Annotated in this window: 23 protein-coding genes; 10 read left to right on the top strand and 13 right to left on the bottom strand. The window is 67.0% G+C overall.

All coding sequences use genetic code 11. From position 1 onward, the window contains the following. Positions 1 to 1,081 (bottom strand): D-alanyl-D-alanine carboxypeptidase family protein (locus ACREEF_RS11985; RefSeq protein WP_431565806.1); only part of this gene is annotated, 1,081 nt, incomplete at its 3' end. Between the two features lie 266 nt (positions 1,082 to 1,347). On the opposite strand from ACREEF_RS11985, the gene ACREEF_RS11980 reads away from it, so the two are divergent. The 4 genes from ACREEF_RS11980 (at position 1,348) to ACREEF_RS11965 (ending at position 5,330) form a co-directional block, all read left to right on the top strand. Continuing rightward, a complete protein-coding gene (locus ACREEF_RS11980) occupies positions 1,348 to 1,818 on the top strand; it encodes a phasin family protein (protein WP_431565805.1) in 471 nt (156 codons plus the stop codon). 194 nt (positions 1,819 to 2,012) lie between these two features. Further along, complete coding sequence (clpS, locus tag ACREEF_RS11975; RefSeq protein WP_431565804.1) at positions 2,013 to 2,342, top strand: ATP-dependent Clp protease adapter ClpS; 330 nt, start codon at positions 2,013 to 2,015, stop codon at positions 2,340 to 2,342. 12 nt (positions 2,343 to 2,354) lie between these two features. Then, positions 2,355 to 4,658 (top strand): ATP-dependent Clp protease ATP-binding subunit ClpA, encoded by a 2,304-nt coding sequence (gene clpA / locus ACREEF_RS11970; RefSeq protein ID WP_431565803.1) that lies wholly within the window; start codon positions 2,355 to 2,357, stop codon positions 4,656 to 4,658. Positions 4,659 to 4,754: 96 nt separating this feature from the next. Continuing rightward, complete coding sequence (locus tag ACREEF_RS11965) at positions 4,755 to 5,330, top strand: DUF4287 domain-containing protein (protein WP_431565802.1); 576 nt, start codon at positions 4,755 to 4,757, stop codon at positions 5,328 to 5,330. 3 nt (positions 5,331 to 5,333) lie between these two features. On the opposite strand, the gene ACREEF_RS11960 is transcribed toward ACREEF_RS11965, so the two are convergent. From ACREEF_RS11960 to ACREEF_RS11945, 4 genes are all read right to left on the bottom strand, one after another. Then, a complete protein-coding gene (locus ACREEF_RS11960) occupies positions 5,334 to 5,639 on the bottom strand; it encodes a CsbD family protein (protein ID WP_431565801.1) in 306 nt (101 codons plus the stop codon). Between the two features lie 84 nt (positions 5,640 to 5,723). Further along, a complete protein-coding gene (locus ACREEF_RS11955; RefSeq protein WP_431565800.1) occupies positions 5,724 to 6,869 on the bottom strand; it encodes a GNAT family N-acetyltransferase in 1,146 nt (381 codons plus the stop codon). Further along, a complete protein-coding gene (locus ACREEF_RS11950) occupies positions 6,866 to 7,324 on the bottom strand; it encodes a RidA family protein (RefSeq protein WP_431565799.1) in 459 nt (152 codons plus the stop codon). Before ACREEF_RS11950 ends, ACREEF_RS11955 begins: the two co-directional genes overlap by 4 nt. 55 nt (positions 7,325 to 7,379) lie before the next feature. Next, positions 7,380 to 8,642 carry a DNA polymerase IV gene (locus ACREEF_RS11945; RefSeq protein ID WP_431565798.1) on the bottom strand — a complete coding sequence of 421 codons (1,263 nt, stop codon included), beginning with the start codon at positions 8,640 to 8,642 and terminating at the stop codon, positions 7,380 to 7,382. Between the two features lie 153 nt (positions 8,643 to 8,795). On the opposite strand from ACREEF_RS11945, the gene ACREEF_RS11940 reads away from it, so the two are divergent. After that, complete coding sequence (locus ACREEF_RS11940) at positions 8,796 to 9,161, top strand: response regulator (RefSeq protein WP_184273318.1); 366 nt, start codon at positions 8,796 to 8,798, stop codon at positions 9,159 to 9,161. A 6-nt stretch (positions 9,162 to 9,167) separates the two neighbouring features. Further along, positions 9,168 to 10,532 carry a PleD family two-component system response regulator gene (locus tag ACREEF_RS11935; protein WP_431565797.1) on the top strand — a complete coding sequence of 455 codons (1,365 nt, stop codon included), beginning with the start codon at positions 9,168 to 9,170 and terminating at the stop codon, positions 10,530 to 10,532. 103 nt (positions 10,533 to 10,635) lie between these two features. Here ACREEF_RS11935 and rpmG read toward each other — a convergent pair whose 3' ends face one another. Next, complete coding sequence (rpmG, locus tag ACREEF_RS11930) at positions 10,636 to 10,803, bottom strand: 50S ribosomal protein L33 (RefSeq protein WP_003164451.1); 168 nt, start codon at positions 10,801 to 10,803, stop codon at positions 10,636 to 10,638. 126 nt (positions 10,804 to 10,929) lie between these two features. On the opposite strand from rpmG, the gene ACREEF_RS11925 reads away from it, so the two are divergent. Next, positions 10,930 to 11,496 (top strand): hypothetical protein, encoded by a 567-nt coding sequence (locus ACREEF_RS11925; protein WP_431565796.1) that lies wholly within the window; start codon positions 10,930 to 10,932, stop codon positions 11,494 to 11,496. A gap of 4 nt (positions 11,497 to 11,500) precedes the next feature. Here ACREEF_RS11925 and ACREEF_RS11920 read toward each other — a convergent pair whose 3' ends face one another. From ACREEF_RS11920 to rnr, 3 genes are read right to left on the bottom strand one after another with little or no spacing between them, the layout of a single operon-like run. Beyond that, positions 11,501 to 11,914, bottom strand: coding sequence for a DUF5990 family protein (locus ACREEF_RS11920; RefSeq protein ID WP_431565795.1), 414 nt, complete (start codon positions 11,912 to 11,914; stop codon positions 11,501 to 11,503). 4 nt (positions 11,915 to 11,918) lie between these two features. Further along, positions 11,919 to 12,641, bottom strand: coding sequence for an NUDIX hydrolase (locus ACREEF_RS11915; protein WP_431565794.1), 723 nt, complete (start codon positions 12,639 to 12,641; stop codon positions 11,919 to 11,921). Beyond that, a complete protein-coding gene (rnr, locus tag ACREEF_RS11910; protein ID WP_431565793.1) occupies positions 12,638 to 14,968 on the bottom strand; it encodes a ribonuclease R in 2,331 nt (776 codons plus the stop codon). Before rnr ends, ACREEF_RS11915 begins: the two co-directional genes overlap by 4 nt. 114 nt (positions 14,969 to 15,082) lie before the next feature. On the opposite strand from rnr, the gene ACREEF_RS11905 reads away from it, so the two are divergent. Genes ACREEF_RS11905 through ACREEF_RS11895 form a run of 3 tightly spaced genes read left to right on the top strand, consistent with a single transcriptional unit; the run spans position 15,083 to position 18,418 of the window. Next, positions 15,083 to 16,486, top strand: coding sequence for a pyridoxal-phosphate dependent enzyme (locus tag ACREEF_RS11905; RefSeq protein WP_431565792.1), 1,404 nt, complete (start codon positions 15,083 to 15,085; stop codon positions 16,484 to 16,486). 4 nt (positions 16,487 to 16,490) lie between these two features. Then, on the top strand, positions 16,491 to 17,225 hold the full coding sequence (locus ACREEF_RS11900; protein ID WP_431565791.1) for a dienelactone hydrolase family protein: 735 nt from the start codon (positions 16,491 to 16,493) through the stop codon (positions 17,223 to 17,225). A gap of 14 nt (positions 17,226 to 17,239) precedes the next feature. After that, on the top strand, positions 17,240 to 18,418 hold the full coding sequence (locus ACREEF_RS11895) for a cystathionine gamma-synthase (RefSeq protein WP_431565790.1): 1,179 nt from the start codon (positions 17,240 to 17,242) through the stop codon (positions 18,416 to 18,418). 79 nt (positions 18,419 to 18,497) lie between these two features. Here ACREEF_RS11895 and ACREEF_RS11890 read toward each other — a convergent pair whose 3' ends face one another. The 4 genes from ACREEF_RS11890 to ACREEF_RS11875 form a co-directional block, all read right to left on the bottom strand. After that, positions 18,498 to 18,710, bottom strand: a complete 213-nt coding sequence (locus ACREEF_RS11890) for a cold-shock protein (RefSeq protein WP_003167329.1) — start codon at positions 18,708 to 18,710, stop codon at positions 18,498 to 18,500. Between the two features lie 172 nt (positions 18,711 to 18,882). Then, positions 18,883 to 19,107: a hypothetical protein gene (locus ACREEF_RS11885; protein ID WP_431565789.1), complete on the bottom strand. Its 225-nt coding sequence runs from the start codon at positions 19,105 to 19,107 to the stop codon at positions 18,883 to 18,885. A gap of 53 nt (positions 19,108 to 19,160) precedes the next feature. Continuing rightward, positions 19,161 to 19,856 carry a TorF family putative porin gene (locus tag ACREEF_RS11880; RefSeq protein WP_431565788.1) on the bottom strand — a complete coding sequence of 232 codons (696 nt, stop codon included), beginning with the start codon at positions 19,854 to 19,856 and terminating at the stop codon, positions 19,161 to 19,163. A 31-nt stretch (positions 19,857 to 19,887) separates the two neighbouring features. Beyond that, entirely contained in the window at positions 19,888 to 20,814 is a 927-nt protein-coding gene (locus ACREEF_RS11875) for an NAD(P)H-dependent flavin oxidoreductase (protein ID WP_431565787.1), read from the bottom strand. Positions 20,815 to 21,048: the final 234 nt, after the last annotated feature.

Genomic DNA, 21,048 nt, shown 5'->3' with positions numbered 1-21,048 from the left:
GCGTTACGGCGCGAGGCGCGGGCGTCGCTGTCGGCGTGCGGGCCGAGGGCGGCGGCGTCACCTCGGTCGGCAGGGTGCGCGGCGGCGGGCCGGCGACATAGGCCACGGCGGTCGAGCCGACGCCTTCTCCGTCTTCCTCGGACAGCGAAGCATAGGCGACGGGCGGGTTTGGATCACTGCTGATCCCAAAGCCGTGCTGCTCGAAATAGGTCTGGGCGACCTGGATGCGTTCGCCCTGGCCGCGTTTACGCTGGACCTCGAACCCGGTGTCCATCAACTCGGCGACGTGGTCGTTGCGGCTCCGGGTCGAGCGGCCGCCCATGACGATGGTGATGATCCGCTTGCCGTCGCGCACCGACGAGGCGGCGAGGTTGTAGCCCGAGGCGTTGGTGAAGCCGGTCTTGATGCCGTCATAGCCGCGCCCGCTGGCCAGCAGGCCGTTGGTGTTGCGGTAGTCGCGACCGTTGTAGAACCAGTCGTGCAGGCCGAGGTAGCGGTAGTATTGCGGGAAGTCGCGCATCACCGCGCGGCTGAGGATCGACAGGTCGCGGGCGGTCGTTGCCTGACGCGTGTCGGGCAGGCCGTTGGCGGTGGTGAAGCGGGTGTGGTCCATGCCCAGCTCCCTGGCCTTGGCCGTCATGCGGGCGGTGAACTGGGCCTCGGAGCCGCCAATATGCTCGGCCAGGACCACGGCCATGTCGTTGGCGCTGCGGACCGCCGTGGCCTTCATGGCGTCGTCCAGGCTGATCGACTGGCCGGCGGCGAGGCCGAGTTTCGACGGCGGCTGCGACGCGGCGCGCGGCGAGACCGTCAGGTTATCTGTCAGCTTGACCTTGCCGGACTCCAGCGCCTCGAACGTCAGGTACAGGGTCATGACCTTGGTGATCGAGGCGGGGTAGCGCCGCGCGTCGGCGAAGCGCGAGAACAGCACCTCGCCCGAGGCGGCGTCGACCACGATCGAGGCGTAGCGCGAGTTGTCCGAGGACTGGGCCACCGGCGGCGGCGCGCCGATGGCCGGGGTCAGGACGACGCCGCCGAGAACAAGGGCGGCCAGGAAGCGACGGCGGAATGCAGCGTTCATGGTCAATCTACTAGCCTCGTCACTGTGGCGCGAAGACGACCCTGATCACCGCGCGTTACAGAAACTAACATCGGTCCGACGTGTTTCGAGACGGTTAACAAGCCGTCAACGGAGTTGTGATCGGCGCGGGTCGGGGCGCGTGGTTGTCGTCCATATGTTGCGTCGCACAAATTTCACTTGAAGTCATTTCGCACTTGCACCATATGATCCCTTGTCGCGGTGAACGTCGTTCGTCGTGAGCCCTTTATCGCTTCAGGAGAGTCCCAATGGCTGACGCCGCCGAGACTGTTAAGAAGACCGTCGAACAAACCACCGCCAAGGCCAAGGCCCAGGCTGAGTCCATCCAGGCCGCGGGCGCCAAGGCGTTCCGCGAAGGCGTGGACAAGTCTGTCGCCTCGCTGACCGAGCTGAACGCCCACGGCAAGAAGAACCTCGAAGCCGTGGTCGAGTCGGCCGCCGCCGCCCAGAAGGGCGCTGAGGCCCTGTCGCAAGAGACGCTCGCCTTCTCCAAGAAGACCTGGGAAGACGGCGTCGCCGCCGCCCAGTCGCTGAGCCAGGCCCGTTCGGTGCAGGAACTGGTCGAACTGCAGACCTCGTGGGCCAAGTCGGCCGCCGAGGCCTATCTGGCCCAGTTCGGCAAGGCGACCGAGATCTTCACCGCCTCGGTGAAGGACAGCTTCAAGCCGATCAACGAGCGCGTGACCGCGACCGTCGAGAGCTTCCAGGCCGCCCGCTAAGCCTGACGACTTTCGGTAAGCGTACAATACAGGTCCCGGCGGAAACGCCGGGGCCTTTTTGCGTCCGGCGACGCGGTCGCCTGCATCAAGCGTCACAAGATGGGCCGTTCACGCAACGCGTGACTGGACGCCTCTACAAATCAGGCCATCATCACCTATCTGATCCATCGACTCCCCCCGAAGACGGACGACGAATGCCTACCAGACGGCCAGGTGAACAAGGCGGAGGCGCAGGCGCCGCCGTCGTCGCCGAGACAAAACCAAAGCTTCAGCGGCCCTCGCTGTATCGGGTGCTGATCCTGAATGACGACTACACGCCGATGGAGTTTGTCATCTACGTGCTGGAACGGTTCTTCCAGAAGAGCCGGGAAGACGCGACCCGCATCATGCTGCATGTGCACCAGCATGGCGTCGGGGTCTGCGGCGTCTTCACCTACGAAGTGGCCGAAACCAAGGTCGCCCAGGTGGTCGAGACGGCGCGCCGTCACCAGCACCCACTGCAATGCACGATGGAAAAAGACTGAGAGGATCTTCCCATGCCCTCCTTTTCTCGTCCTCTCGAAGAGACCCTGCACCGCGCGGTCCATTATGCGAACGAGCGCCGGCACGAGTACGCCACGCTTGAGCACCTGCTGCTGGCCCTGATCGACGACACCGACGCCTCAGGCGTGATGACGGCCTGCAACGTCGATCTAGTCGCGCTGAAGACGGCGCTGACCCTCTATGTCGACAATGACCTGGCCGCTCTGGCCACGGCCGACGGTGACGACGCCAAGCCGACGGCGGGCTTCCAGCGCGTGATCCAGCGCGCGGTCATCCACGTCCAGTCGTCGGGCCGCGAAGAGGTGACGGGGGCCAATGTCCTGGTCGCCATCTTCTCGGAGCGCGAGAGTCACGCCGCCTACTTCCTGCAAGAGCAGGACATGACGCGCTATGACGCGGTCAACTTCATCGCCCACGGCATCGCCAAGAAGCCCGGGGCGGCCGAAACCCGTCCCGCGCGCGGCGCCAGCCCCGAGGACGCCGAGGACGCTGCCGCCGTCAAATCGGGCGGCGAGGCGCTGGAAGCCTACTGCGTCGACCTGAACGACAAAGCTCGCCACGGCAAGATCGACCCCCTGATCGGGCGGCAGGCCGAGGTCGAGCGCTCGATCCAGATCCTGTGCCGCCGGACCAAGAACAACCCGCTGCTGGTCGGCGACCCCGGCGTCGGCAAGACCGCCATCGCCGAGGGGCTGGCCCGCAAGATCGTCAACGGCGAGGTGCCGGATGTCCTGAAGGACGCCACCATCTATTCGCTCGACATGGGGGCGCTGCTGGCCGGCACCCGCTATCGCGGCGACTTCGAGGAGCGGCTGAAACAGGTCGTCAAGGAACTGGAGACGCACGAGAACGCGGTCCTGTTCATCGACGAGATTCACACGGTGATCGGCGCCGGCGCGACCTCGGGCGGGGCGATGGACGCGTCCAACCTGCTGAAGCCGGCCCTGGCCTCGGGCAGCCTGCGCTGCATGGGCTCGACTACCTACAAGGAATACCGCCAGCACTTCGAGAAGGACCGCGCCCTGGTGCGTCGCTTCCAGAAGATCGACGTCAACGAGCCGACGATCGAGGACACGGTGAAGATCCTCAAGGGTCTGAAGACGACCTACGAGACCCACCACAAGCTGCGTTACACCGACGCCGCCATCCGCACGGCGGTCGACCTGTCGGCGCGCTACATCACCGACCGCAAGCTGCCGGACAAGGCCATCGACGTGATCGACGAGGCGGGGGCGTCGCAGATGCTGCTGCCGGAATCCAAGCGCAAGAAGGTCATCGGCCAGAAGGAGGTCGAGGCTGTCATCGCCAAGATGGCCCGCATCCCGCCCAAGTCGGTCAGCAAGTCGGACACGGAATCCCTGCGCGAGCTGGAGAGCGATCTGAAACGCGCCGTCTTTGGTCAGGAACAGGCTATCGATCAGGTCTCGGCGGCGATGAAGCTGGCGCGGGCGGGTCTGCGCGATCCGAACAAGCCCATCGGCGCCTTCCTGTTCAGCGGCCCGACCGGCGTCGGCAAGACAGAAGTCGCAAAGCAGTTGGCCTCCACCCTGGGCATCGAGATGCAGCGCTTCGACATGTCCGAATACATGGAGCGCCACACGGTCAGTCGCCTGATCGGCGCGCCTCCGGGCTATGTCGGCCATGACCAGGGCGGCCTGCTGACCGACGCCGTCGACCAGCACCCGCACTCGGTGGTGCTGCTGGACGAGATCGAGAAGGCCCACCCCGACGTCTACAACATCCTGTTGCAGGTGATGGACAACGGGACCCTGACCGACGCCGTCGGCAAGAAGGTCGATTTCAGGAACGTCATCCTGATCATGACCACCAACGCCGGGGCCGCCGACAACGCTCGCGCCTCCATCGGCTTCGGCCGGGGCAAGGTCGAGGGCGAGGACGACAAGGCCATCCAGCGCCTGTTCGCGCCGGAGTTCCGCAACCGTCTGGACGCCATCGTGGCCTTCAAGCCGCTGGGCGCCGAAACGATCCGTTCGGTGGTCGGCAAGTTCATGATGCAGCTGGACGCCCAGCTGGCGGACCGCAACATCACCATCGAGCTGACCGACGAGGCGACCGACTGGCTGGCCAAGAACGGCTTCGACGAACTGTATGGCGCACGGCCCCTGGCCCGCGTCATCCAGGAGCACATCAAGAAGCCGCTGGCCGACGACATCCTGTTCGGCCGCCTGACCCGCGGCGGACACGTCAAGGTCGAGCTGAAGGACGGCAAGATCGCCTTCGACATCACCCCGGCCAAGGGCGCGGCGGTGAAGGAAGATGAAGAAGAAACGGCCTGATTTCGCTCAGGTTTGCAGTCGGAGGCTCGGGCGGAAACGCCCGGGCCTTTTTCTTCGGCGCGGGCAGGGGCATGGTCCGGGCAAATGGAGGGACACATGACCGCAGTGCTGACCGAGCGGCAGAAGAGGTGGTTCGCCACGGTTCAGGCCAATCTGGAGAAGAACACCGGCAAGCCGCTGGCCGACTGGGTCGCGATCATGAAGACCTGTCCCGAGACCAGCCCGCGCGCCCAGGCGGCCTGGCTGAAGGCGACCCATGGCGTCGGCGTGAACCACGCGGCGCAGATCCTGGACGCCTGCCGTCCCGCCGACGGTCCCGGCTGGGACGACCCTGAGGCCCTGCGCGCGGCGCTGTGGAAGGATCCGGCCTCGTTGGCGATCCTTGAGGCGGTCGAGCGTGTGGCGGACGGCGTCGAGGGCATCATCTCGGGCCAGCGCAAGGGCTACACGGCCTTCTCGCGCAGTGTCCAGTTCGCGGCCATGCGTCCGCTGAAGGGCGGTCGGGCCTTGCTGGGTTTGAAGCTGGCGCCGGAGGCCTCGCCGCGCCTGTCGCCGTCCGCGCGGCGCGAAAGCTGGTCCGAGCGATTGACGGCCACCGTCGAACTGGACGCCGCCGATCAGGTGGACGCCGAGATCGGCCGCCTGTTGGCTCAGGCGGCCGACAACGGTTGAGGCCTAGCGCTTACGCCCAAGGGCGCCGAGGAGCACCGCCGCCCCGGCGATGATCCCGGTGGTCAGCAGGGGTTTGCGGCGGGCGAAGTCCAGGCCCTTGCGCGCCGGTTCGCGCAGGTCGGCCGGGGCTTTCTCGACCATGCCGTCCAGACCGTCGATGACGCGGCCATAGGCGTTCAGGGCCTTGCCCTTCACCTCGTTCAGCTTGCCTTCGACCTGCAGCTTGCGGTCGCCGGTCAGACGGCCGAAGCCGCTCTGGGCCTTGCCCTTCAGTTCCGTCGCGACGCCTTCGATACGTTGATCGGTCATGGTGATCCCTGAAATGTGAGGAGGAGACTCACATTGGAAGCGTATCGCGGCGCCGCAAGTTCCGCAGCATGTCGTCATACGGCGTCAGGTGCGGCGATAAGGCGACAGGTCGGCCGTCATGGCTTCCATTTCCGCCTCGACCGCCGGGCGTTCGTTGTCGAGGTAGCGGGCGACCGGATCGCGCAGGGCCGGATCGGCGATCCAGTGGGCACTATAAACCAGGGAGGGCAGGTAGCCGCGGGCGATCTTGTGCTCGCCCTGCGCCCCCGCCTCGACGCGGGACAGGCCGCGCGCGATGGCGAAATCGATGGCCTGATAATAGCAGAGCTCGAAATGGAGGAAGGGGACCTCCTCCAGCGCGCCCCACTGGCGGCCGTATAGGGCGTCGCGGCCGATGAAGTTCAGGGCTCCCGCGATCGGCGTCCCCTCGCGGAAAGCCATGACCAGGGCGATGCGGTCGGCCATGGTCGCGCCGACGCGGGCGAAGAAGTCGCGCGTCAGATAGGGCCGGCCCCATTTGCGGTCGCCGGTGTCCATGTAGAAGGCGAAGAAGGCGTCCCAACAGGCCTCGGTGATCTCGGGGCCGGTCAGGACGCGGATGTCGAGCCCGGCCTGGGCTTCTCGCCGTTCGCGCCGGATGGTCTTGCGCCGATTGGACGACAGGGCGGCCAGGAAGTCGTCGAAGCTCCGATAGCCGTCGTTGCGCCAGATGAACTGGATGTCGCGGCGCGGCAGCAGGCCCGCCTCGGTCATGACGCGCCATTCCGCCTCGGTCGGGAAGTTGACGTGCAGGGACGAGACGCCCAGCCGCTCGACCAACGTCAGCGCGCCTTGCAGCAGGGCTTCGCGCACCGTCGCGGCGTCCGCGCCCGGCGCGTGCAGAAAGCGCGGCCCCGTCGCCGGGGTGAAGGGCACGGCGCCCAGCAGTTTTGGGTAATAGCGCCCGCCGGCGCGCTGATAGGCGTCGGCCCAGGCGTGGTCGAAGACGTATTCGCCCTGGCTGTGGCCCTTCAGGTAGAGGGGCATGACGCCGATCACGGCGCCGTCTTCGTCGTGCAGTGAGAGGTGGCGCGCCGCCCAGCCCTGGGACGGGACGGCGCTGCCGGACGCCTCGCAGGCGTGCAGGAAGTCGTAGGAGACGAAGGGATCGCCGGTCGGGGCCGCGCAGGCGTCCCACGCGTCCCGGCCTATGTCGGCGATCCCGTCGTGAACCTGGAGCGTGAAGCTCACTTCACCTCGATGATGGCGTCGATTTCCACGGCGAAGCCGAGCGGCAGCTTGTAGACGCCGACGGCCGAGCGCGAGTGCTTGCCCGCGTCGCCGAAGACCTGGACCATCAGGTCCGAGCAGCCGTTGATGACGGCGGGGATGGCTTCGAAGTCCGGGCCGGCCTGGACGAAGGCGCCCAGTTTGACGATGCGGACCACGCGATCCAGGTCGCCGTCGACAGCGGCGTTGATCTGGGCCAGCAGGTTGACGCCGCACAGGCGGGCGGCCTCGGCGGCCTGCTCCGGGGTCACGTCCACGCCGACGGTGCCCTTGATGCCGCCGTTGGCGTCGTTCGACAGCTGGCCCGAGATGAAGATCTGCTCGCCCGACTGGACGTAGGAGACGTAGCTGGCGACGGGCTTGGCCGGTTCCGGCAGGGTGATGCCGAGTTCGGCGATGCGGGCGTGGATGCTCATGTCGGAGACTCCGTTGAGGGGTTCGAGCGGGGTGTAGCGCGCCAGACGGGCGGCGTCATCCGGGCTTCTTGAGCGCGCGGCCCGCGACCACGGCGGCGGCCCCGAATTTCTCGCGCAGGGCGTCGATGGCGGTCTCGGTCTTCAGGGCGCGGGTTTCGGCGGTGGCGAACAGACCGGCGGGGGCGGCGCCCGCCTCGGCGATCTCGGCCAGACCGATGCCGATCAGGCGATAGGGCTCGCCCAGTTCGGGTTTCAACAGGTCGCGTCCGGCGGAAAACAGCACCCGCGCCGTCTGCACCGGCTCGGCCAGGGTGATGCGGCGGGTGACGATCCTGAAGTCGGCCTTGCGCAGTTTCAGCACCACGACCCGGCTGGCCACGCCGTCGCGCCGCGCCTTGGACGCCAGCTTCTCGCACAGGGGCCACAACTCGGCCTCCAGGTCCTCGGCGGCGGTCAGGTCGTCGTTGAAGGTGGTTTCGGCGCTCATGCCGCGTCGGTCGTGGTCCGGGCGGACGGGGCGGGCGTCGCGGGCGTGGCTCAGGTCGTAGAGGCGCAGGCCCGTCTCGCCATAGCGCCGGATCAGATCCTTGACGTCGGCGGCGGCCAGATCGCCGACCGTGGCGAAACCGTCGGAGCGCAGGGTGCGGCCGAACACCGGGCCGACGCCGGGCAGGATGTTGACCGGGCGCGAGGCCAGCAGGCCCTTGGCCTCGGCCGCGCCGATGATGGAAAAGCCGCGCGGCTTGTCCATCTCCGAGGCGATCTTGGCCAGGAAGCGGTTGGGGGCCAGACCGATGGAGACGGTCAGGCCGGTCTCGTCCTCGATCCATTTCTGCAGGCGGATCAGCTGGAAGGCCGGCGGACCGCCGTTCAGGCGCTCGGTCCCCGACAGGTCGATCCAGGCCTCGTCCAGCGACAGGGTCTGGACCAGGGGAGTCAGCTTGCCGACCGCGCCGAAGATGCGCTCGCTCTCGGCCACGTACTTGCGGAAGTCAGGCTTGATGACGACGGCGTCGGGACAGGCCTTCAGCGCCTTGAACATGGGCATGGCCGAGCCGACGCCGTGAAGGCGCGCCACGTAGCAGGCGGTCGAGACCACGCCGCGCTTGCCCCCGCCGATGATGACCGGCTTGTCGCGCAGTTCCGGCCGGTCGCGCTTCTCCACCGAGGCGTAAAAGGCGTCGCAGTCCAGATGGGCGATGGTCAGGTCGCCCAGTTCGTCATGAGCGATCACCCGACGCGAGGCGCAACTCAGACACCGCTCGACCTTGCGGTCGCCGGTCCACAGACAGTCGCGGCAGACGGCCTTCAGGGCCAAGGGGAACTCCGTTTGCGCTCAGGTAGCGAAGCGATAGCGCATCAAAAATGGCAGCTTCATCTCAACTTAAGACTGGGTGCGCCACAGTGCATCCGAAGAAGGCGAAAAGCCCTGCGCAACGGCGCGATTTTTGGCGAAACAGCCGGGTGGCGGATGTCCAAGAAAGTCCTCATCGTCGAGGATAACGAGCTGAACATGAAGCTTTTTCATGATCTGCTCGATTCCCAGGGGTACGAGACCTTGCAGACCCGCGAAGGGCTGCAGGCGCTCGCCATCGCGCGCCAGCACCGACCCGATCTGATCCTGATGGATATCCAGCTGCCGGAGATTTCGGGGCTGGAAGTGACCAAGTGGCTCAAGGACGACGAGGAACTGAACCATATCCCCGTCATCGCCGTTACCGCCTTCGCCATGAAGGGCGATGAGGAGCGGATTCGGCAGGGCGGTTGTGAAGCCTATATCTCCAAGCCCATCTCGGTGGTGTCGTTCCTCGAGACGATCCGCAAGCATCTGGGGTAGGGCGACATGAGCGCGCGCATCCTGGTGGTGGACGACGTCGAGACCAATGTCCGACTGCTCGAAGCCAAGCTGACGATCGAATATTACGATGTCCTGACCTGCAGCGACGGGCTGACGGCGATCAGTCTGGCTGTCGCCGAACAGCCGGACCTGATCCTGCTGGACGTCATGATGCCCGGCATGGACGGGTTCGACACCTGCCGCCGGCTGAAGCACGAGGCGAAAACCCGACATATCCCGGTGGTGCTGGTGACGGCGCTGGACGGGCGGCATGACCGTATCCGGGGACTTGAAGCCGGCGCCGACGACTTCCTGACCAAGCCGCTGGACGACGCGATCCTGATGGCGCGGGTCAAGAGCCTGACCCGGCTGAAGATGGTCATGGACGAACTGCGAGAGCGCGAGGAGAGCGGTCGGCGCGTTGGCGTCGACACCGCCGGCGTGGCGCGGCTGAAAGGATCGGGCGGGCGGGTCCTGGTCGTCGACGACAACGCCCTGCAAGCCGCCAAGGTGGCGCAGGAATTGGCGGTCGAGCATCGCCCGTTGATCGAGTCCGATCCGGCGGCTGCCCTGGAGGCGGCGCGCGGTCCGGTCGATCTGATGATCGTCAACGTCACCTCCGAAGGCTTTGACGGGCTGAGGCTGATCGCCCAGGCGCGCTCCAAGGAGCCGACGCGGCGCCTGCCGATTCTGGCCCTGGTCGATTCGCAGGACCGGCCCCGCCTGCTGAAGGCGCTGGATCTGGGCGCGAACGATATTCTGACGCGGCCGGTCGATCCCGAGGAACTGTCGGCGCGGGTGCGGACCCAGGTGCGGCGCAAACGCTACGGCGACTTCCTGCGCGAAAAGCTGGATCACAGTCTGGAGATGGCCGTCACCGACGCCCTGACCGGGCTGCACAACCGTCGCTACATGACCAACCAGCTTCAGGCCCTGGTCGCGCGCACCAATCGCGGAGGCGAGCAGGTCTCGGTCCTGGTGCTGGACATCGACCACTTCAAGGCCGTCAACGACGGCTTCGGTCACGACGCAGGGGACGAGGTGCTGCGCGAATTTTCGGTGCGGCTGGCGACCAATGTGCGGGCGGTGGACCTGCCGTGCCGATTCGGCGGCGAGGAATTCGTGGTGGTCATGCCCGGCACGGCGCTGGAGGACGCCCATCGAATCGCCGAACGGATTCGCCGGGATGTCGGCGCCGCGCCCTTTCGCGTCATGGACGGCAAGGCGCATCTGAACATCACGGTCTCGGTCGGCGTGGCCGCGACGACGGGCATGAACGATACGCCTGAAGCCCTGCTGAAACGCGCCGATGAAGGCGTCTATGAGGCCAAGGCCTCGGGCCGCAACAAGGTCGTCGCCCGCGCGGCCTAGGGTGCTTTCTTATTGAGCCAACAACGAAAAACGCCCGGCTGAAAAGCCGGGCGTTTCGAATTCTGCAGTCAAGCGAGCCGAGAGGCTCGGGGCGATCAGGCCCTTACTTGATCTTGCCTTCCTTGAACTCGACGTGCTTGCGGACGACCGGGTCGTACTTCTTGACGACCATCTTTTCGGTCATCGTACGGGCGTTCTTCTTGGTCACGTAGAAGAAGCCGGTGTCGGCGGTGGAGTTCAGGCGGATCTTGATGGAAGCCGGTTTGGCCATCGGAATTACCTTTGCGACGGCGAAAGCCGCATGAAACGAGAGGCGCGGAACATACTCAGGCGCGGCTTAAAGTCAACGCCCGCGATGTCGCGTTGAGGAAAGGCTCCTAACGGTTAGGGTGATGAAATGAAAGCCCTGATCTCGATCGCCCTCGCGGCCGCCGCCCTGACCCTGTCGTCCTCGCCCGCCGCAGCGCGCGTGGACACGCCGCAGGACGCCTTCTTCAAGAATCTGAGCGCCCTGTGCGGCCAGAGATTCGAGGGCAAGGTGGTCACCACCGACGCCGCCGATTCGGATTTCGCCAGCCAGCGCCTGTTGATGCACGTGCGCGACTGCTCGACCGAAGAGATTCGCATTCCTTTCTGGGTCGGGACCGATCGTTCGCGAACCTGGGTGGTGACGCGCACCGCCACGGGGCTGCGGCTGAAGCATGATCACCGCCATGACGACGGCACGACCGATGTGCTGCACTGGTATGGCGGCGACACGGCGGGCGCGGGCACAGCCGAGCGCCAGGAATTTCCGGTCGATCAGGAATCCATCGACCTGTTCAACGCCAACAACGCCTCGGTCTCGACCACAAACACCTGGGCGATGGAGGTCCATCCGGCGCGGATGTTCGCCTATGAGCTGCGTCGTCCCGGCCGCCACTTCCGCGTCGAGTTCGACCTGAAGAAGCCGGTCGCCCAGTAGGGAATCAGACGGCCTTCCACGGCTCATGCGGGCGGACGGTGGCGCAGGCCGGGCCGCCGTCCCGCGCCCGACCGGGCAGGCGAACCTCTAGCGTGCGGCCCTGCCGCGCGGCGTCCAGCAGGGCGACGGGAATGTCGTGGACGTCGATCTTGGCCCGCCGGCTCCAGGCGGCGCCGGGGAAGCCGGCGTGGGTTCCTATGCCGATATAGACGAAGCGTCGCTCCGGTCCTTCGCGCCGCACGAACGGGCCGGTCAGGCGGCCGTCGTCGTTCAGCGTGACGGGCGCGTCGAGCGACAGCGGGGCCTCGGTGGCGGTCACAGCGTCGACGGGCTCGCCGTCCTTGCCCTGCAGGCTGTAGCAGACGCCCGGCACGGGATCGTTGATGGTCAGTCGCAGGGTGATCGTCTGCTGGGCCATGGTCTCAGTCCCTGTGTTCGACGACGTGGCGGCCGCGCACCATGCGGACAAAGGGCAGGGGGCGGTCGGGATGCGTCAGCCGCTCGGCCATTTCGCCTAGGACGAAACGGGTGATGGCGGGCAGGTCCAGAGCGCGGGCCTCGTCCAGCGGTAGCCAGGCGATCTCGTCCAGTTCGCCTGAACCCTCGATCCGGTCGGGATCACGCAGGGCCTCGACCGGGGCCATGAAGAAGCGGGCGTCGAAGCGGCGTGTGCGGCCCGGCGGGGTGATGGCGCGGGCCACGTAGGACAGGACCGACAGGTCGGGCAGGGCACCCGCCTGACGATATTCGCGCCACGGTCCGGCCACCGAGGCGGGCGGCGCGGGGCGGCCCAGGATCAGGCCAGTTTCCTCGAAGGTCTCGCGCACGGCGGTCAGGGCCAGGGCGCGAGCGCGGCGGGCGGGCATCTCGGCCTCCAACCGCCGGGCGACGTCGGACGACAGCTCTCCGGTCGAGGCGGCGGTGAAGTCGGAGCGGTCGATGCGTCCGCCGGGAAAGACCCACTTCGACGCCATGAAGACGTGTCCGGGCGCCCGGCGGCCCATCAGCACCTCGGGAGGCGACCCAGGCTGGGCGCCGCCGCGCGTCAGGATCAGGGTGGCGGCGTCCTTGGGCTTCTGACCGCCGCCCGTGCGCGGGGCGTCAGCCAGATCCTGAGCGGCGTCGAAGGGGGCGGCGGGCTTCACCGCCGCTTGCCCTTGCGAACCCCCTTCAGCCCGCCGGAGGGGCGGCCGCCCTTGGGCGGCTTGGGGCCGCCGGGACGTTTGGCGCCGCGCTTGGGCGGGCCGTCGCCGCCGCGCCCGCGGATGCCGTAGCGCGGGGCCGGGGCGTTGGGATCGCGCGGGTCGGGCTCGGAGATCATCTCCAGCACCAGGCCGCCGGTGACGGGCGTGGCCTCCATCAGCTTGACCTCGACGCGACGGCCCAGGGTGAAGCGCTTGCCCGTGCGCTCGCCGACCAGGGCGTGGGCGCGGTCGTCGTGGGTGAAATATTCGCTGCCCAGCGTCGAAACCGGCACCAGGCCGTCGGCCCCCGTCTCGTCCAGCCGCACGAACAGGCCGAAGCGGGTGACGCCGGTGATGCGTCCGGCGAAGGTCGCGCCCACATGGTCTTCCAGGAAGGCGGCGATGTAGCGGTCCATGGCGTCGCGCTCGGCGGCCATCGAGCGGCGCTCGGTCGTCGTCACCTGCTCGGCGATGGCGGCCAGTTCGGCGATCTCGCGATCCGTCAGCCCGTCCGAGCCCAGGTTCAGGCCCCGGATCAGGCCGCGGTGCACGATCAGGTCGGAATAGCGCCGGATCGGCGAGGTAAAGTGGGCGTAGCGTTCCAGGTGCAGACCAAAGTGGCCGACGTTCTCGGGGCTGTAGATGGCCTGCATCTGGGTGCGCAGGACCACCTCGTTGACCACCTCGGCGTGCGGGCCGTCGCGCGTCTCGTCCAGCAGCTTGTTGAACCGCCGGGTGTTGGGCGTCTCGCCCTTGTTCCAGGGCATGGCGATGGTGTGCAGGAAGTCGGCCAGGTTGAAGATCTTCTCCTGGCTGGGCGCCTCGTGGACGCGATAGATCAGCGGCGTGCGCGCCTTCTCCAGCGTCTCGGCGGCGCAGACGTTGGCCTGGATCATCATTTCTTCGATCAGGCGGTGGGCTTCCAGAGACTTGCGCGGCTCGATGGCGCCGATGCCGCCGCCGGGGTCCATCAGCACCTTGCGCTCGGGGCTTTCGATGGCCAGCGGGCTGCGGCGCTCGCGGCCCTTCAGCATGGTCGAATAGGCGTTCCACAACGGATAGAGGATGGCGTCCATGATCGGACCCGTCACGTCGTCCTGCCCACCCCCTTTTTCTGGCCCGTCGATGGCGGACTGGGCCTGTTCGTAGGACAGCTTGGCGTGCGAGCGCATCAGGCCGCGCAGGAACTTGTGCCCGGTCTTCCTGCCGTCCTTGTCGAAGATCATGCGCACGGCCAGGCAGGCGCGGTTCTCGCCCTGTTTCAGGCTGCACAGGCCGTTGGACAGGACTTCCGGCAGCATCGGCTCGACGCGGTCGGGGAAGTAGGTCGAGTTGCCCTTGTCGCGCGCCTCGCGGTCCAGCGCCGAGTTGGGACGGACGTAGGCGGCCACGTCGGCGATGGCGACCCAGACGACCCAGCCGCCCTCGTTCTTCGGGTCCTCGTCGCGCTGGGCGTAGACGGCGTCGTCGTGGTCGCGCGCGTCGGCGGGGTCGATGGTGATGAAGGGGATTTCGCGCAGGTCCTCGCGGCCTTTGAGCGTCGGCAGGGCCTGATCCTCGGCCTCGCGCTCGACCTGTTCCGAGAAGCCGGTGGGCAGGCCGTGGGCGTGGATGGCGATGATGGAGGCGGCGCGGGGATCATCCTCGCGGCCGATGCGCTCCAGAATCTTGCCGCGCTTGGGACCGTAGCGGTGGTCGCCCTTTTCGATCGAGGCCAGCACCAGGTCGCCGTCGCGCAGGTCGCCCGCCTGGGCCGAGGGGATCAACAGCACGTCCTTGGAGCGCTTGTCGACCGGCTCGACGCGGGTTTCGCGCGCCGATTTGCGGATCACGCCAAGGACGCGGTTGGTCCCGGCGTCCAGTCGCTTGACCAGCCGGGCCTCCCAGCCCTCGGCGCCGCGCGCGAACTTGACCAGCAGCCGGTCGCCGACGCCGGGCGCCGGGCTCTTGCCTTCGCGGTCGGGCAGCAGCAGGGCGCGCGGCGCGTCCTCGCCGCCCTTGACCAGTTCGACGTACAGTTCGCCGTCCGCGTCGCGATCCACCACGTCGGCCACGCCGACGGGGGGCAGGGCGCCGGCCTCGGAAAAGCCCTTGCGGCCGCGCTTGCCCAAGGCGCCTTCGGCCTCCAGCGTCTTCAGCATTTCGCGCATCTGGCGGCGTTCCACGCCCTTCAATCCGAAGGCGCGGGCGATGTCGGCCTTCTGGGCCTCGCCGGCTTCGCGCAGGAAGGCGATCAGGGTGTCTTTGTCGGGCAGGCCCGCGGCGGGGCGTTTCGGCGTCTTGGTCATTGCGTCCTATGTAATGCGCTTCGGGGCAAATGGGTGAAAACTTGCGTGAGTTGACCGCGAGGACGCCGACGCCCAGCTTCCGCCCTTGAACACGCCTTTTCCGGAGCCTTCCGCATGTCGATGTCCGACGCCCCCGTCCTGTCCCGCCCCGTGGGGTCGCTGCTGGACCTGATCGGCAAGACGCCGATGGTCGAGGTGACGCGGATCGACACCGGCCCCTGCCGTCTGTTCCTGAAGCTGGAAAGCCAGAACCCCGGCGGCTCGATCAAGGACCGCATCGCCCTGTCGATGATCGAGGCGGCCGAGAAGGCGGGCTGGCTGAAGCCGGGCGGCACCATCGTCGAGGCGACGGCGGGCAACACGGGTCTGGCCCTGACGCTGGTCGGCAAGCAGAAGGGCTACAAGGTCCTGCTGGTCATCCCCGACAAGATGTCGAAGGAGAAGATCCAGCACCTGCGCGCCATGGGCGCCGAGGTGCGCCTGACCCGCTCAGACGTGCCGCACGGCCACCCCGAATACTACACCGACATGGCTGAGCGCCTGGCCCAGCAGATTCCGGGCGGCTATTTCGTCAACCAGTTCGCCAACGACGCCAACACCGAGGCGCACTTCAAGACGACCGGCCCCGAAATCTTCGAGCAGATGGACGGTCAGATCGACGCCTTCGTCGCCGGCATAGGCTCGGGCGGGACGATCACGGGCAACGCGCAATACTTCAAGTCGCAGGGCTCGAACGCCAAGATCATTCTGGCCGACCCGGTGGGCTCGGCGCTGGCGGGCCTGATCAACGAGGGCGTGGCCGGACCGGACGGCAGCTATTCGGTCGAGGGCATCGGGCAGAACTTCATGCCCGAGACGGCCGATCCCGACCTGATCGACATGGCCTATTCCATCCCCGACAGCGAGGCGATCGCCACCGTGCGCGACCTGCTGCTGAAGGAAGGCATCCTGGCGGGCTCGTCGTCGGGCACCCTGATCGCCACGGCCCTGCGCTGGTGCCGCGAGCAGACCGAGCCGAAGCGGGTCGTGACCTTCGTCTGCGACACCGGCGCCAAGTATCTGTCCAAGGTCTATAACGACGCCTGGCTGGCCGATCAGGGCCTGACCCAGCGCGAACTGCACGGCGACCTGTCGGACCTGATCACCCGCAAGTACGCCAACGGCGACGTGGTGGTGATCGGCCCCGACGACACCCTGGACACCGCCTTCAAGCGGATGAAGGGCGACGGCGTGTCCCAGCTACCGGTCATTCAGGACGGTCGTCTGATCGGCATTCTGGACGAGAGCGACATCGTCCACATCATGAACACCGACGACATCACCCGTAAGGAGCGCTTCGCCATGCCCGTGTCCTCGGCCATGACGCGCGATCTGGACACGCTTCAGGTGACGGAATCCCTGGACGCCCTGATCCCCATCTTCGACCGGGACCGTGTGGCCATCGTGCTGGACGGCGAGGCTTTTGTCGGCCTGATCGCCCGCACCGACCTGATCAACCACCTGAGCCTGAACCGGTAGGACCGTGCCGACCCGTCGCGCAGCGGTGGGCGTTCTGGGCGGCGTCGCCCTGGCGACGCTGGGCGGCGGCGCCGTGGCGCAGGTCGCGCCTTTTGAAGGCGTGACCTTCGACAGCGGCGGCAAGTCCATCCGCGCCATCTACTACCCCGCTCAGGGCGATGCGCGAGGGTCCGGCGTCGTCATGATGCATGGATCAGGCGTGCGTATCCGTAGCGCCGGGCCCTGGCACGAACTGGCGCTGCGGTTCGCTTCCGACGGCTATGCCGTGCTGACGCCGCTGTTCGTCGATGCGGCGCCCGACGATGGTCGGCGGCCGGCGCCGGTCATGGCGGCCTGGAGACGGGTCGGGCTGGACGGGGCTGACTGGCTGGCCTCACGGGCGGGCGTCGCGCCAGAACGGATCGGCCTGTTCGGCTATTCCCTGGGGTCCTACGTCGCCGTGGACGGGGCTCTGGGGGGCGGTCGGACGGGCGCGGCGATCGGTCTAGCGGGCGGGGTGGATGTCTATACGCCGCGAAATCCGCGACGGCATATCCCGGTTCTGGTCATTCGAGCCGAGAACGACACCCATGTGAAGCCGCTCAACACGGCCGCCTGGGTCGATTTCATGCGCGACCATGAGGTGCCCGTGCGGGTCCAGACGCTGCAGGGCGCCGGGCATCTTCTGAGTGCACGACAATGGGCCGAGGTGTTCACCCGGTCCTCGGAATTTTTCGACGGCAACATCGGCCGTCGTTGAGACAGGACAAGATCATGAGTTCGCTGAAGAACAGTCAGGGTTTCTCGACCCGCGCCATCCACGCCGGCCAGAAGCCCGACCCGACGACCGGCGCGGTGATGACGCCGATCTACGCCACCTCGACCTACGCCCAGGAAAGCCCGGGCGTGAACAAGGGCTATGAGTACGCGCGCGGCAAGAACCCGACGCGCGAGGCCTTCGAGGCCTGCATCGCCGATCTCGAGGGCGGGGTTCAGGCCTTCGGCTTCGGCTCGGGCATGGCGGCGACGTCGACGGCGCTGGAGCTGCTGGACGCGGGTTCGCACATCGTCACCGGCGACGACCTCTACGGCGGCTCGTGGCGGCTGTTCGAGCGGGTGCGGCGCCGCTCCATGGGGCTGGACTTCAGCTACATCGACCTGACCGACCTGGCCGCAGTCGAGGCGGCCATCACCGACAAGACGCGGATGTTGTGGGTCGAGACGCCCACCAACCCGCTGATGAAGCTGGCCGACATCGAGGCCCTGTCGAAGATCGCCAAGGCGCACAAGCTGATCCTGATCGTCGACAACACCTTCGCCACGCCATGGAGCCAGCAGCCGCTGGCCCTGGGCGCCGACGTGGTCATGCATTCGGCGACCAAGTACCTGAACGGCCACTCCGACATCGTCGGCGGGGTTCTGGTGGCCAAGGACGCCGAGATGGCGGCCCAGCTGAAGTTCCTGCAGAACTCCATCGGCGGCGTCATGGGGCCGTTCGACGCCTTCCTGGCCAACCGGGGGCTGAAGACGCTGGGTCTGCGCATGAAGGCGCATAACGAGAACGCTCTGGCCGTGGCCCGCTGGCTGGAAGATCGGGCCGATCAACCGAATGGCGGCGTCGCCAAGGTCATCTATCCGGGCCTGATCAGCCACCCGCAGCACGAGCTGGCCGCGCGCCAGATGAACGGTCGTTTCGGCGGCATGGTCACGGTGCTGATCGACGGCGACCTGGAGCGCACCAAGCGGGTGCTGGAGCGGGTGCAGGTCTTCACCCTGGCGGAGTCGCTGGGCGGCGTGGAGAGCCTGGTGAACCATCCGGCCATCATGACCCACGCCAGCGTGCCCAAGGAGGTCCGCGAGGCCGGCGGCGTCACCGACAACCTGATCCGCCTGTCGGTCGGGGTCGAGGACATCGCCGACCTGATCGCCGATCTGGATCAGGCGCTCGCCTGACACGAAAAAGGGGCGCTCCGGCTGACCGGGGCGCCCCTTCGATTTCTTCGTCCGGGCTAGAGCCCTGACGAGGCCGAAATCAGCCTTCGGTCTTCAGTTGACCGGCCGATTCCTTGCCCGAGCGACGGTCGCGCTCGATTTCGTACGAGACCTTTTGGTTCTCGTCGAGGCCACGCAGGCCGGCAGCTTCGACAGCCGAGATGTGCACGAACACGTCTTTGCCGCCGTCATCCGGCTGGATGAAGCCGTAGCCCTTGGTGGAGTTGAACCATTTCACAGTGCCGGTAGCCATTTTCAGGACCTCCGCTAGTCGTTGACCTCAGGGAAGAGCCCCTTTGGCCTGTCGGGTCTGAATGGATCGGCCTAGTCCTCGGTGCGCAGAGCAAAGGGGCAGCAGCGTTACGCAGAGAGATCGACTTCGTTAAAATGGACGGCAATCGCGCCCAAAGCAAGACCCCTTGGATTCAGGCGTCTTCTTCCTCAACCGCGGCGGCGTCGCCGAGGCCGCCGACGTAGTTCTCCTGACAGCGCTTGCGCAGGGCGGCGGTGATGGTGCCGCCGTAGAGGCTGTCCTGAATGCGGTCGTAACCCTCGCTCTGGAGGGCCTGTTTGACGTCGCCGACGGTGCGGCAAGCGCCGCTTTCCGCCAGCTGATAGGCGCGTTCCAAGGTGGTAGGGCGGAAAGTCATGCCGCTAACGTAGGGACTTTCCGCCGATTGGCCACCATCGGGCGGTCAGGAAATCAGAACGCGAAGTTGATCCCGGCCACCAGGGCGCCTTTGTACTGCTCGCCCGGAACGTCGGCGTCGGTGTCGTGCCAGCGCAGCTCCAGCTCGGTCTTGGGCGTCAGGGCGTAGGAGGCGCCGACGTTCCAGCCGGTGTAGTCGACGCTGTTGTCCTGATCGCGATGGCCGACCTCGGCCGAGACGTGCAGCTTGTCCGTGAAGTCCCAGCCGCCGCGCAGGGCGACCCAGGTCCAGGCCTTGGTCGAGCCGGTGCCGTCCGGCGAGTGCTGCAGACGCAGGCGCGCCTTGGCCGGGCCGATCGAGCGCTTCATGTCGGCGGTGAATTCCCAGGCGTCGTTGTCATAGCCCGGGTCGGCGTCGAAGCGGTTCTTGTGGGCGACGTTCAGGTCGAAGTCGAAGCCGGCGAACTCGGGACGGACGCCCGCCACCAGCTCGGACTCCAGCTTGGAGCCGCCGGCGTCGATGGTTTCCAGACCGCCCGAACCATAGAAGAGGCCGCTGGCGCTCTCCCATTCCGCCACGCCGTAGGCATAGGGGTTGCCGTCGGACTTGGACGCGGCCTTGGAGCGGTTGTCGGTCGCGGCGCCGACCTCGAAGGACCATTTGCCCGCATCCTGGGCCTGGGCCGTCGTGGACAGCAGGACCAGGGGGGCGGCGGCGAGAAGGGCGGCGTTCGTCAGGGTGCGGAGCATGGAGGGCCTCGTTAAAGCAACGAGCCCGCCTCTAAAGCCGCTTCTTATCGAATTTGTCACAGGCTTGCGAAAATTCATCCGCCAACCTCGCTACAAGCTGGGCCGTTGTCGGCGTGTCGTGGATGGAGCCGGAGCCCTGGCCGGCGGACCAGACGGTCTTCCACGCCTTGGCTTCCTCGTTCATGTCCAGCTTGTGCTCGGGCAGGGCCTTGGGGTCGATCTTGTTCTCGATCAGCGACGGGGTCAGGAAGTTGGCGGGGATGCCCGAGACGGCGGGCGTATAGGTGATGTCGGCCGAGCCTGAGGCGACGATCAGGTCCTTGTAGTGGGGCTGGGCCGCGCTTTCCGCCGTGGCGATGAAGCGGGTGCCCATATAGGCGAAATCGGCGCCCATCATCAGGGCCGCGGCCACGTCCTGACCGGTCGACAGGCAGCCCGCCAGGATGATGGTCCCGTCATAGAAGCTGCGGACCTCGTTGATCAGGGCGAAGGGGTTGACCACGCCCGCGTGCCCGCCCGCGCCGTTGGCGACCAGGATCAGGCCGTCCACGCCGGCCTCGGCGGCTTTCCGGGCATGGCGGACGTTGGCGATGTCGTGGAAGACCACGCCGCCGTAGCCGTGCACCGCGTCCACCACATCGCGCACCGCGCCCAGCGAGGTGATGATCAGCGGGACCTTTTCCTCCACCGAGACCATCATGTCGGCCATCAGGCGCGGATTGGTCGGATGGACGATGTGGTTGACGCCGAAGGCGGCGGCGTCGGGTTTCAGGCGCGACTTGATCTCTTGCAGCCACTCCCGATAGCCCTCGGTCGTGCGCTGGTTCAGCGAGGGGAAGGTGCCGATCACGCCCGCATTGCAGGCCTCGACCACCAGATCCGGGCCGGACACCAGGAACATGGGTGAGGCGATGACCGGCAGCTTCAGGCCGGACTGCAGGGAAGCGGGAATGGCCACGGGTCGTTTCCTGGTTGGTTTTGGGGGGTTGTTTTAAGAGACGCTAACCGGGTGTCGCGGGGGAAGGCAATGCGCGGATGGCCCTTCTCCCCTTGAGGGAGAAGGTGGGCGCCGAAGGCGCTCGGATGAGGGGTGTCGGCGCGACGTTCTAAACTGTTTGTCGAACCGGAAGCCTGACCGGACGCCGAGGCGCTCACACCCCTCATCCGTCTCGCTCCGCGAGCCACCTTCTCC

Source organism: Brevundimonas sp. (genome assembly GCF_050729455.1).
Lineage (GTDB): Bacteria > Pseudomonadota > Alphaproteobacteria > Caulobacterales > Caulobacteraceae > Brevundimonas.
The sequence above is the reverse complement of the archived record's forward strand: the minus strand, read 5'-3'. Positions and strand labels throughout refer to the sequence as shown.

What these genes read in the sequence shown, in the direction of transcription:
- ACREEF_RS11980 (WP_431565805.1), top strand. Translation starts at nt 1,348, where the DNA reads ATGGCTGACGCCGCCGAGACTGTTAAGAAGACCGTCGAACAAACCACC.
- clpS (WP_431565804.1), top strand. Translation starts at nt 2,013, where the DNA reads ATGCCTACCAGACGGCCAGGTGAACAAGGCGGAGGCGCAGGCGCCGCC.
- clpA (WP_431565803.1), top strand. Translation starts at nt 2,355, where the DNA reads ATGCCCTCCTTTTCTCGTCCTCTCGAAGAGACCCTGCACCGCGCGGTC.
- ACREEF_RS11965 (WP_431565802.1), top strand. Translation starts at nt 4,755, where the DNA reads ATGACCGCAGTGCTGACCGAGCGGCAGAAGAGGTGGTTCGCCACGGTT.
- ACREEF_RS11960 (WP_431565801.1), bottom strand. Translation starts at nt 5,639, where the DNA reads ATGACCGATCAACGTATCGAAGGCGTCGCGACGGAACTGAAGGGCAAG.
- ACREEF_RS11950 (WP_431565799.1), bottom strand. Translation starts at nt 7,324, where the DNA reads ATGAGCATCCACGCCCGCATCGCCGAACTCGGCATCACCCTGCCGGAA.
- ACREEF_RS11940 (WP_184273318.1), top strand. Translation starts at nt 8,796, where the DNA reads ATGTCCAAGAAAGTCCTCATCGTCGAGGATAACGAGCTGAACATGAAG.
- ACREEF_RS11935 (WP_431565797.1), top strand. Translation starts at nt 9,168, where the DNA reads ATGAGCGCGCGCATCCTGGTGGTGGACGACGTCGAGACCAATGTCCGA.
- rpmG (WP_003164451.1), bottom strand. Translation starts at nt 10,803, where the DNA reads ATGGCCAAACCGGCTTCCATCAAGATCCGCCTGAACTCCACCGCCGAC.
- ACREEF_RS11925 (WP_431565796.1), top strand. Translation starts at nt 10,930, where the DNA reads ATGAAAGCCCTGATCTCGATCGCCCTCGCGGCCGCCGCCCTGACCCTG.
- ACREEF_RS11920 (WP_431565795.1), bottom strand. Translation starts at nt 11,914, where the DNA reads ATGGCCCAGCAGACGATCACCCTGCGACTGACCATCAACGATCCCGTG.
- rnr (WP_431565793.1), bottom strand. Translation starts at nt 14,968, where the DNA reads ATGACCAAGACGCCGAAACGCCCCGCCGCGGGCCTGCCCGACAAAGAC.
- ACREEF_RS11905 (WP_431565792.1), top strand. Translation starts at nt 15,083, where the DNA reads ATGTCGATGTCCGACGCCCCCGTCCTGTCCCGCCCCGTGGGGTCGCTG.
- ACREEF_RS11895 (WP_431565790.1), top strand. Translation starts at nt 17,240, where the DNA reads ATGAGTTCGCTGAAGAACAGTCAGGGTTTCTCGACCCGCGCCATCCAC.
- ACREEF_RS11890 (WP_003167329.1), bottom strand. Translation starts at nt 18,710, where the DNA reads ATGGCTACCGGCACTGTGAAATGGTTCAACTCCACCAAGGGCTACGGC.
- ACREEF_RS11885 (WP_431565789.1), bottom strand. Translation starts at nt 19,107, where the DNA reads ATGACTTTCCGCCCTACCACCTTGGAACGCGCCTATCAGCTGGCGGAA.
- ACREEF_RS11880 (WP_431565788.1), bottom strand. Translation starts at nt 19,856, where the DNA reads ATGCTCCGCACCCTGACGAACGCCGCCCTTCTCGCCGCCGCCCCCCTG.